At 53.9% G+C, this 11907-nt stretch carries 5 protein-coding genes; all 5 read right to left on the bottom strand.

Annotated features, from left to right (window positions below; translation table 11 throughout):
• Nucleotides 1-17 precede the first annotated feature (17 nt).
• The 5 genes from fusA to rpoB all read right to left on the bottom strand — a co-directional run bounded on the left by fusA (nt 18) and on the right by rpoB (nt 11830).
• Nucleotides 18-2117, bottom strand: a complete 2100-nt coding sequence (fusA, locus tag AS19_RS02000; protein ID WP_011587677.1) for an elongation factor G — start codon at nt 2115-2117, stop codon at nt 18-20.
• Nucleotides 2118-2195: 78 nt separating this feature from the next.
• Nucleotides 2196-2666, bottom strand: coding sequence for a 30S ribosomal protein S7 (gene rpsG / locus AS19_RS01995; protein ID WP_011587676.1), 471 nt, complete (start codon nt 2664-2666; stop codon nt 2196-2198).
• A gap of 133 nt (nt 2667-2799) precedes the next feature.
• Entirely contained in the window at nt 2800-3171 is a 372-nt protein-coding gene (gene rpsL, locus AS19_RS01990; protein WP_011587675.1) for a 30S ribosomal protein S12, read from the bottom strand.
• 219 nt (nt 3172-3390) lie between these two features.
• Nucleotides 3391-7593, bottom strand: a complete 4203-nt coding sequence (gene rpoC, locus AS19_RS01985) for a DNA-directed RNA polymerase subunit beta' (protein WP_046961652.1) — start codon at nt 7591-7593, stop codon at nt 3391-3393.
• Between the two features lie 94 nt (nt 7594-7687).
• A complete protein-coding gene (gene rpoB / locus AS19_RS01980; RefSeq protein ID WP_011587673.1) occupies nt 7688-11830 on the bottom strand; it encodes a DNA-directed RNA polymerase subunit beta in 4143 nt (1380 codons plus the stop codon).
• Nucleotides 11831-11907: the final 77 nt, after the last annotated feature.

Genomic DNA, 11907 nt, shown 5'->3' with positions numbered 1-11907 from the left:
ACAAATTAACCGTAAATTTAAGATTTTTTGCCGCTGATGACTTCATCAGCGATATTCTTCGGTGCTTCAGCGTACTTCAGGAACTCCATGGAGTAACTAGCACGCCCCTGAGACATGGAACGCAGATCAGTAGCGTAACCGAACATTTCAGACAAAGGCACCTCGGCACGAATAATCTTGCCAGCCATGGTGTCTTCCATGCCCTGAACGATACCACGGCGACGATTCAAGTCACCCATCACGTCGCCCATGTAATCTTCTGGAGTTACCGCTTCCACCTTCATAATCGGCTCAAGCAGCACAGCACCCGCTTCCTTCGCTGCGTTCTTAACAGCAAGCGCGCCAGCCATACGGAAAGCGTTTTCGTTGGAATCCACCTCATGGTAGGAACCATCGTACAGAGTCGCTTTCACACCCAGAATCGGATAGCCCGCAAGCACACCAGCCTGAAGCTGTTCGTCGATACCCTTCTGCACGGCACCAAAGTATTCTTTCGGTACGGAGCCACCGTGAATTTGCTCCTCAAACTGGAACTCTTCATCACGATCAATAGGCTCGAACTTAACTTTGACGTGACCGTACTGACCACGACCACCGGATTGCTTGACGAACTTACCATCCACATCCGCACCGCGGGTGAAGGTTTCACGATACGCAACCTGCGGCGCACCGATGTTCGCTTCCACTTTGAATTCACGTCTCATACGATCGACAAGAATATCCAAGTGCAGCTCACCCATACCAGAAATGATGGTCTGCCCGGTTTCTTCGTCGGTCTTCACACGGAAAGACGGATCTTCCTGCGCCAGGCGACCCAGCGCCAGACCCATTTTTTCCTGGTCGGCTTTGGACTTCGGCTCTACCGCAACAGAGATTACCGGCTCTGGGAATTCCATGCGTTCAAGAACAATTGGGTTTTTCAAGTCACACAGAGTGTCGCCTGTAGTGACATCTTTCATGCCCACACAAGCAGCAATGTCGCCCGCCAGCACTTCTTTAATCTCTTCGCGGCTGTTCGCATGCATTTGCAGCAAACGACCTACACGCTCTTTTTTCTCACGCACAGAGTTAAGAACACTGTCACCAGAGTTCAACACGCCTGAGTAAACACGAATAAAGGTCAATGAACCTACGAAGGGGTCGGTAGCAATCTTGAATGCCAGAGCCGAGAACGGCTCATCATCGGAAGATTTCCGCGCTTCAACGGTTTCGCCATCCGGCAACACACCCTGGATAGCTTTAACTTCGTCAGGTGCTGGCAGAAATTCGATAACCGCATCAAGCAGGGCCTGAACACCCTTGTTCTTGAACGCAGAACCGCAAAGGCCGAGAACGATTTCATTAGCCAGAACCTGCTGACGCAGCCCTGCCTTGATTTCGTCATTGGAAAGGTCACCTTCTTCCAGGTACTTTTCCATCAACTCTTCAGAACCTTCCGCCGCAGCTTCGGTCATCTGCTCACGAAGTTCGTCACAACGGTCTTTGATGTCGTCCGGGATATCCTTCTCTTCGTAGGTCATCCCCATGTCTTCTTCATTCCAGAAGATCGCCTTCATACGGATGAGGTCGACAACACCCTTGAAGTTATCTTCTGCGCCGATATTGTATTGAATCGGCACGACACTGGCACCCAGACGCTTACGAATCTGGTTACAAACAGAGTCGAAGTCCGCGCCAGCACGGTCCATCTTATTGACGAACACGATACGCGGCACTTCGTACTTATTGGCCTGCCGCCATACAGTCTCTGACTGCGGCTCAACACCAGAGGAACCACAGAACACAACAACCGCACCATCAAGCACACGCAGAGAACGCTCAACCTCAATAGTGAAGTCAACGTGCCCTGGGGTATCAATGATATTGATTCGGTGCTGGTCGTACTGTTGATCCATACCCTGCCAAAAGGTGGTGGTCGCAGCAGAGGTAATGGTAATACCACGCTCCTGCTCCTGCTCCATCCAGTCCATGGTGGCAGCACCATCATGCACCTCACCAATTTTGTGAGACACACCGGTGTAAAAAAGAATACGCTCGGTAGTGGTCGTCTTGCCCGCATCTACGTGCGCACAGATACCAATATTACGATAGCGATTGAGAGGAGTCTTACGAGCCACGCTGCTAACCTCGATTCTGTGGTTCAAATACTAAAACCGGCCTGAATACAGGCCGGTTTCACTCGCTTGCTTTGCGCCTTAGAAGCGGAAGTGAGAGAAGGCCTTGTTGGCCTCGGCCATGCGATGCACGTCTTCACGCTTCTTCATCGCAGCGCCTTTGCCTTCAGCGGCATCCATCACTTCGCCGGCCAGACGAGCAGGCATGCTCTTCTCACCACGCTTACGGGCAGCATCTACCAACCAACGCATTGCCAGAGCAGTACGACGACTGGGACGAACCTCAACAGGAACCTGGTAAGTAGCACCACCAACACGGCGGCTCTTTACCTCGACAGCCGGACGAATATTGTCCAGTGCCTTTTCAAACGTTTCTAGGGAATCTAACCCTTTACGCTCAGTGATAATATCCAGGGCGCCGTAAACAATACGCTCGGACACGGATTTCTTACCACTAACCATCACATGGTTCATGAATTTAGCCAGAATCTGACTTCCAAACTTCGGATCCGGCAGGATCTCCCGTTTAGCGACAACGCGACGTCTTGGCATCGGATGTGTTCCTCTAACATTCCCGCTTTGGGCGGGGAAAACTTCAGGTGATTCCGGAACGGCATGCCGTCCGGGCCTTACTCATCCCTCCGCAGCCACTCGGGCCACGGCATTCAGAAAAGGTAGCTAGGTATTACTTAGGACGCTTGGCGCCATACTTGGAACGACGCTGCTTGCGATCCTGCACGCCTGCCGTATCCAGAGTGCCACGTACGGTGTGGTAGCGAACACCGGGAAGGTCTTTTACACGACCACCACGGATCAATACTACGGAGTGCTCCTGCAGGTTATGCCCTTCACCACCAATGTAGGAAGATACTTCATAACCGTTGGTCAGACGCACACGACACACTTTACGCAGCGCGGAGTTTGGCTTCTTCGGGGTAGTGGTATACACCCGGGTGCAAACGCCGCGACGCTGGGGGCAGCCCTGAAGGGCTACGGAGTCGCTCTTTTCTACCTTGCTTTTGCGCGGCTTGCGCACCAGCTGGTTTACAGTTGCCATGAAACTACTGCCTCACGCTTACAGTTCTGTGACAAAAACCGTGAATTCACGGCCTGTGTCACCCAATTACCGCCCATGAAACCATGGGGGGCAGCGATTGTAGGGAGCTGCCGGCATCCCGTCAAGGCACCGACAAATCTCTACTGTTGCCCCTGAGGGGGCTCAAATAGCCACCGCCACTGCTGGCGGAGGCCATTATCGGTCAAGAAAACGCCCAGCTTACTCGCCTGAGGAGCTAAGAGCTTCTGACAGCGCAGCTTCTACCTCGTCCATGGTTGGCGCTTCTGGCCCGCGCGCATCCGCACGCTGACGACGACGCTCCATGTGATAGGCATAGCCGGTACCGGCGGGGATCAAACGACCCACAACAACGTTTTCTTTCAAGCCACGCAAGTCGTCTTCCTTGCCGGTTACCGCCGCTTCGGTGAGAACGCGGGTGGTTTCCTGGAAAGACGCCGCAGAGATGAAGGACTCTGTCGCCAGGGAAGCCTTGGTGATACCTAATAGCAGTCGTTGGTACTGCGGCAGCATCTTGTCTTCGGCTTTCAGGCGATCAATTTCCTCCATAACGCGGGCATATTCTGCCTGCTCACCCTTAATGAAGTGAGACTCACCCACTTCCAGGATCTCTACTTTGCGCAACATCTGGCGGATGATCGTTTCAATGTGCTTATCATTGATCTTCACACCCTGCAGACGGTAAACCTCCTGCACTTCGTTAACGATGTAACGGGCCAGCTCAGACTCACCTTTAAGGCGCAGGATGTCGTGCGGGTTCAGCGGTCCATCAGAGACAACCTCACCTTTCTCAACCCGCTCACCTTCAAATACGTTGAGCTGACGCCATTTCGGAATCAATTCTTCGTAGTTGTCATCACTATTATCCGGAGTGATAACAAGGCGAACCTTACCTTTGGTTTCTTTACCGAAGGATACGGTACCAGTCTTTTCAGCCAGGATTGCCGCTTCTTTCGGGTTCCGTGCTTCGAACAAATCAGCAACACGGGGCAGACCACCTGTGATGTCGCGAGTCTTAGAGGACTCCTGCGGAATCCGCGCGATCACATCACCAACGCCGATATTCGCGCCATCTTTCAGGCCACACAGTGCACCACCCGGCAGGAAGTACTGGGCTGGCATATCCGTATTGGGCATCACGATGGGCTTGCCCTTGCTGTCCAGCACACGGATAACCGGACGCATGTCCTTACCCGCTGAAGGACGGTTCTGGGAACTGAGCATTTCAATGTTGGTCAGGCCGGTGAGCTCGTCGGTCTGATGGTTTACAGTGATACCTTCTTCCATATCACCGAACTGCACCTTACCCTCCACTTCCGCAATGATCGGGTGTGTGTGCGGATCCCAGGTCGCAACGACCTGACCACCACTAACCTCATCACCTTCATTCACGGTAACCGTGGCACCGTAGGGCAGCTTATAACGCTCACGTTCACGGCCCAGCTCATCAGCAACAGCCAGATCAGCAGAACGGGAAACGATTACCAGACCGTCCTTATGCTGCACGTGCTTGGCGTTATGGAAACGCACCTTACCGCCGTGCTTGATCTGGATGCTGGATACTGCAGACGCTCGGCTAGCCGCCCCACCAATGTGGAAGGTACGCATGGTCAGCTGGGTACCCGGCTCACCAATGGACTGTGCTGCGATAACACCGACAGCCTCGCCCACATTGACCTGATGGCCACGAGCCAAGTCACGCCCATAACAGGTCGCACACACGCCCCAACGAGTCGCGCAGGTAATCGGCGAGCGCACCAGCACTTCGTCCACACCCATGGTTTCCAGCTGTTCAACCCAAACTTCATCCAGCAACGTACCGGCTTCAACCGCTACTTCGTCTTGGTTGAGAGGATTCATCACGTCACGGGCAACCACACGACCGAGCACACGCTCGCGCAGCGGCTCTACCACGTCACCACCTTCAATCAGCGGCGTCATCAGCAAACCTTCTTCGGTGCCACAGTCGATCTGGTTGACCACCAGATCCTGCGCCACATCCACCAGACGACGAGTCAAGTAACCGGAGTTCGCTGTTTTCAGTGCCGTATCCGCCAGACCTTTACGAGCACCGTGAGTAGAGATGAAGTACTGGAGTACGTTCAAACCTTCACGGAAGTTACTGGTAATAGGCGTTTCGATAATGGAGCCATCCGGCTTCGCCATCAGACCACGCATACCGGCCAGCTGACGAATCTGAGCAGCGGAACCCCGTGCCCCGGAATCGGCCATCATGAAGATGGAGTTGAAAGAGCCCTGCTCTTCGTCCTTGCCGTCGCGGTTTTTAACCACTTCAACACGGAGGTTTTCCATCATCGCCTTAGCGATCTGGTCATTGGTACGAGCCCAAATATCCACGACCTTGTTGTAACGCTCACCGCGAGTCACCAGACCGGAAGCAAATTGCTCCTCGATCTCGCGCACTTCCTCTTCGGCAGCGTCGATCATGGTGTACTTGGCATCCGGAATCACCATGTCTTCCACACCAATGGAAGAACCAGACAGCGTTGCTTCGCGGAAGCCCAGGTACATCAATTGGTCAGCGAAGATACAGGTCTCTTTGGTGCCAAGAATCCGGTAACAGGTGTTCAACAGCTTGGAGATGGCCTTCTTGGTCATGTTCTGGTTGACCATGTCGAAGCCCAGACCCGCCGGCACGATATCCCACAGCTTACAACGACCAGGGGTAGTATCGGCGATAAAGGTACGCTCTTCCACGTTACCTTCCAGGTCTTTCACCACTTCATGCACACGCACCTTAACGCGGGCGTGGATGTGCACCTGCTTGTTACCCAGCGCACGCATCACTTCCTTGGTGTCGGCAAATACATGGCCTTCACCTTGCGCATTCACACGGTCACGGCTGATGTAATACAAACCCAGCACCACGTCCTGGGTTGGGCCGATAATCGGCTCACCATTGGCGGGCGAAAGAATGTTGTTGGTGGACATCATCAATGCACGGGCTTCAAGCTGCGCTTCCAGGGTCAGCGGTACGTGCACCGCCATCTGGTCACCATCGAAGTCGGCGTTGAAGGCCGCACACACCAGCGGGTGCAGCTGGATGGCCTTACCTTCAATCAGCACCGGCTCAAACGCCTGAATACCGAGACGGTGAAGGGTTGGCGCCCGGTTCAACATAACCGGGTGTTCGCGAATAACTTCAGCGAGGATATCCCACACTTCAGCGGTTTCGCGCTCGACCATTTTCTTGGCCGCCTTAATGGTGGTCGCCAGACCACGCCCTTCCAGCTTGGCAAAGATAAACGGCTTGAACAGTTCCAGCGCCATTTTCTTGGGCAGACCACACTCGTGCAGCTTGAGAGTCGGACCTACCACGATCACGGAACGACCGGAGTAATCGACTCGCTTACCCAACAGGTTCTGACGGAAGCGGCCCTGCTTACCCTTGATCATGTCGGCAAGGGACTTCAAAGGACGCTTGTTAGAACCGGTAATGGCACGGCCACGACGACCGTTGTCCAACAACGCATCTACAGATTCCTGCAGCATACGCTTTTCGTTCCGCACGATGATGTCCGGCGCGCTCAGATCCAGCAACCGCTTGAGGCGATTGTTACGGTTGATTACCCGGCGATACAGATCGTTCAAATCGGAGGTCGCAAAACGACCACCATCGAGCGGCACCAGCGGACGCAGATCCGGCGGCAGTACCGGCAGCACGGTGAGAACCATCCATTCGGGCGCGTTACCGGAATCCTTGAAGGCTTCCATCAGCTTGAGGCGTTTGGACAGCTTCTTCAGCTTGGTATCAGAGTTCGTGGACTCCACTTCCTCGCGCAGGATCTTGATCTCTTCGACCAGATCCAACTCCATCAGGAGTTGCTGTACAGCTTCGGCACCCATCTTGGCTTCGAATTCGTCTCCGAATTCTTCCATGGCGTCGAAGTACTCTTCATCGGTAAGCAGCTGCCCACGCTCAAGCGTTGTCATGCCTGGCTCGGTCACAACGAAAGATTCGAAGTACAGGACCCGCTCTATATCACGCAGGGTCATATCCAGCATCAAACCGATACGGGACGGCAGAGACTTCAGGAACCAGATGTGTGCAGTAGGGCTTGCCAGTTCGATGTGGCCCATGCGCTCACGACGCACCTTGGAAAGGGTGACTTCTACGCCACACTTTTCACAGATAACGCCACGATGCTTCAAACGCTTGTACTTACCGCACAGGCATTCGTAGTCTTTGATCGGACCAAAGATACGCGCACAAAACAGACCATCACGCTCAGGCTTGAACGTGCGGTAGTTAATGGTCTCAGGCTTTTTCACTTCGCCAAAAGACCAGGAGCGGATCAGATCCGGCGGCGCAAGCGCGATGCGGATCTTGTCGAACTCCGTGACTTGTCCCTGACTTTTGAGCAAATTCAGCAAGTCTTTCAAGGCCAGTCCTCCGTAGTGAGCTTTCGCTCTAGATTCTTTCCTAAACCCGGGTAGCCAGTAGCTCTCCGCCATCAACCTGGCGGAGCCCACTGACTTAGTCGTTTTCCAGCTCGATATTGATACCGAGAGAACGAATTTCCTTCAGCAATACGTTGAAGGATTCCGGCATACCCGGATCCATGCGGTGATCACCGTCCACGATGTTCTTGTAAACGCGGGTACGGCCATTCACGTCATCGGATTTCACAGTGAGCATTTCCTGCAAGGTGTACGCGGCGCCATAGGCTTCCAGCGCCCACACTTCCATCTCACCGAAACGCTGACCACCGAACTGCGCCTTACCACCCAGCGGCTGCTGGGTAACCAGGCTGTAGGAACCAGTGGAGCGCGCATGCATCTTGTCGTCCACCAAGTGGTTCAACTTGAGCATGTACATGTAGCCCACGGTAACCTTGCGATCAAAGGCTTCACCGGTACGACCATCCCATAACTGCACCTGACCGGAGCGATCGTGCCCAGCCAGCTCCAGCAGCTCCTTGATCTCGAACTCTTTGGCACCGTCGAATACCGCGGTTGCCATAGGCACACCGCCCACCAAGTTCTTGGCCAGCTCGATGATTTCATCATCGCTAAAGCTATCCAGATCTTCTGGGGTACCGCCGGCGCCTGCCTGGTTATAGATCTTGTCGAGGAAGACGCGAATGTCTGCAATCTTCTTCTGCTCGGCCAGCATTTCGCCGATCCGCTCACCAAGACCCTTGGCAGCCCAGCCTAAGTGGGTTTCCAGAATCTGCCCCACGTTCATACGGGACGGTACACCCAGCGGGTTCAAGACCACATCCACCGGCACGCCGTTCTCATCATGCGGCATATCTTCTTCAGGCATGATTACAGAAATCACACCCTTGTTACCGTGACGGCCAGCCATCTTGTCACCGGGCTGGATGCGACGCTTAATGGCCAGGTAGACCTTAACCACTTTCAGCACACCATGGGCGAGGTCATCACCGCCGGAGATCTTGGCCTGTTTATCCTTGTAGCGTTCGTCCTGCTCTTTTTTGTGCTGCTCCAGATACTGCTGAGCACGCTCAAGTTGCTCAGCGACATCATCATCAGCTGGGCGCAGTTCGAACCATTTCTCGGCATCCAGACCATCCAGGATCTCGCCGGTCATCTCAGTGCCGCGCTTGAAGCCCGCACCACCATTGACCTTCTTGCCTACCATGACGGCACGCAGACGTTCCAGAATATCCAGCTCGAGAATGCGGTACTCGTCTTTCAAATCTTTGCGGAACTGCTCAAGGGCAGCCTGCTCAATTTGACGGGCACGCTCATCTTTCTCAACACCGTCGCGGGTAAAGACCTGCACATCGATGATGGTGCCTTTAACGCCGGAAGATACGCGCTGAGAGGTATCTTTAACGTCGGAGGCCTTCTCGCCAAAGATGGCACGCAACAGTTTTTCTTCCGGGGTCAGCTGAGTTTCACCTTTCGGCGTTACCTTGCCCACCAGAATGTCACCGGCTTCCACTTCTGCACCGATGTAGACAATACCGGACTCATCCAGCTTGGATAGCGCGGCCTCACCCACATTGGGGATATCAGCGGTAATCTCTTCCGGACCCAGCTTGGTATCACGAGCAATACAAGTGAGTTCCTGAATGTGGATGGAGGTGAATCGATCATCCTTCACCACTTTCTCAGAGATGAGGATGGAATCCTCAAAGTTGTAACCATTCCATGGCATGAAGGCCACGCGCATGTTCTGGCCCAGGGCCAGCTCGCCCATGTCCACAGAAGGACCGTCAGCCATGATGTCGCGTGCAGCAACCCGGTCACCCACTTTCACCAGCGGACGCTGATTGATGCAGGTGTTCTGGTTGGAGCGGGTGTATTTAGTCAGGTTGTAGATATCTACACCTGCTTCACCTTCGCTCACTTCGTCATCATTAACCTTCACAATGATTCGCGATGCATCAACCTTGTCGACGATACCGCCACGGGTAGCAACCACACAGACACCGGAGTCACGGGCAACGTGACGCTCGAAGCCCGTACCTACCAGTGGCTTGTCAGCACGCAGGGTAGGCACAGCCTGACGCTGCATGTTCGACCCCATCAAGGCCCGGTTCGCATCATCATGCTCGAGGAACGGAATCAGGGACGCCGCCACGGATACCACCTGACGAGGGGAGACATCCATATGGGTAATGGTGTCTCGCTCCATCACGGTAAATTCGTAACGGTGACGTACAGTAACGAAGTCTTCTTCGAAACCGCCCTCTTCTGTCATCTTCGCGTCCACCTGTGCGATCACGCACTCGGCCTCTTCGATCGCTGACAGGTATTCGATTTCCTCACTGACCTTGCCGTCAATCACCTTCAAGTACGGAGACTCAAGGAAACCGTACTCGTTGGCGCGGGCATAGGTAGCCAGAGAGTTGATCAGACCAATATTCGGGCCTTCAGGTGTTTCGATAGGACATACACGACCATAGTGAGTCGGGTGCACGTCACGCACCTCAAAACCAGCACGCTCACGGGTCAGCCCGCCCGGGCCCAACGCAGAAACACGACGCTTGTGGGTGATCTCGGACAGCGGGTTGTTCTGATCCATAAACTGAGACAGCTGGGAAGAGCCAAAGAACTCTTTCACTGCGGCTGCCACCGGCTTGGAATTGATCAGATCCTGCGGCATCAAGCCTTCGGATTCAGCCAGACTAAGACGCTCTTTGACCGCACGTTCAACACGCACCAACCCAACACGGAACTGGTTTTCGGCCATTTCACCCACAGAACGTACGCGACGGTTACCTAGGTGGTCGATATCATCCACCACCCCGTTACCGTTACGGATATCCACCAAGGTTCTCAGTACATCAATGATGTCGGAGGTTTCCCCCCCCATCTGCTCGAAGTACTGCTTGCCTTCTTCATCAGAGCGCGCACTAAAGTAGCGACCGTCATAGAGAATGCCAGGACCCGTTTCATCTTCACGACCAAGGCGGCGGTTGAACTTCATCCGGCCAACGGTGGACAGGTCATACCGCTCATCAGTGAAGAACAAGTTTTTGAACAGGTTTTCGGCGGCCTCTTTCGTCGGCGGCTCGCCTGGACGCATCATCCGGTAAATCTCGACCAATGCCTCCAGCGGCGTACGAGTCGGATCGGCCCGCAGGGTGTCCGCCATGAACGGCCCGTTATCCAGGTCGTTTGTATAAAGTGTTTCAAAGTCGGTAATACCACCTTGCTCAAGCTTTTCCAGCGTCTCCGCGGTCAGCTCGGTATTACACTCCACCAGAATTTCACCGGTATCCTGATCGATGATCGACTTAGCCAGATACTTGCCCTGCAAGTACTCGGCCGGGATGTCCAGATATTCGATGTTGGCTTTTTCCAACTGACGAATGTGACGTGCAGTAATACGACGGCCACGCTCCACCACGACTTCACCATCGGCAAGGATGTCGAAGGTCGCGGTTTCACCACGCAGACGCTCCGGCACCAGCTTCATGCGGTAAATGCCGTCTTCCACTGCGATTTCGTTGGTGTCGAAAAACATCTCCAACACTTCGTCAGAGGTATACCCCAACGCACGCAGTAGGATGGTCGCCGGCAACTTGCGGCGACGGTCGATCCGTACAAAGACTTGGTCTTTAGGATCGAACTCGAAATCCAACCAGGAACCACGGTAAGGAATCACCCGGGCAGAATAGAGCAGCTTACCGGAAGAGTGAGTTTTACCTTTATCGTGGTCAAAGAAAACACCAGGCGAGCGGTGCAACTGAGACACAATCACACGTTCGGTACCATTAATAACGAAGGTACCGTTTTCGGTCATTAAGGGAATCTCACCCATGTAGACCTGTTGTTCACGAATATCTTTAATCGCCCCGGATGATTCACGATCGTAAATCACCAGACGAATACGCACGCGCAATGGCGCCGCATAGGTAGTACCGCGAATGATGCATTCTTTTACATCAAAAACGGGTTTGCCGAACTCGTAGCCGGCATACTCCAGCGCTGCATTTCCTGAATAACTTGCGATCGGAAATACCGACCGGAAAGCGGCTTCCAGACCTTCTTCCAGGCGCTCTTCAGCGCTCTTATCTTGCTGCAGGAATTTGCGGTAAGAATCGAGTTGTATCGCCAGGAGATAAGGCACCTCCATAACTTTCGGAAGCTTGCCGAAATCTTTGCGGATCCGCTTTTTCTCAGTGAATGAGTATGCCATCTGCGTTCCTCAGCTGTTGACCTATCACCTTGTGGTGATATTTCTGCATGAAACCCTTCATACAGAAACGACAAAAG

The organism is Alcanivorax sp. NBRC 101098, from assembly GCF_001010505.1.
Classification (GTDB): Bacteria; Pseudomonadota; Gammaproteobacteria; order Pseudomonadales; family Alcanivoracaceae; genus Alcanivorax; species Alcanivorax borkumensis.
This window is presented reverse-complemented; position numbering and strand designations above follow the sequence as displayed.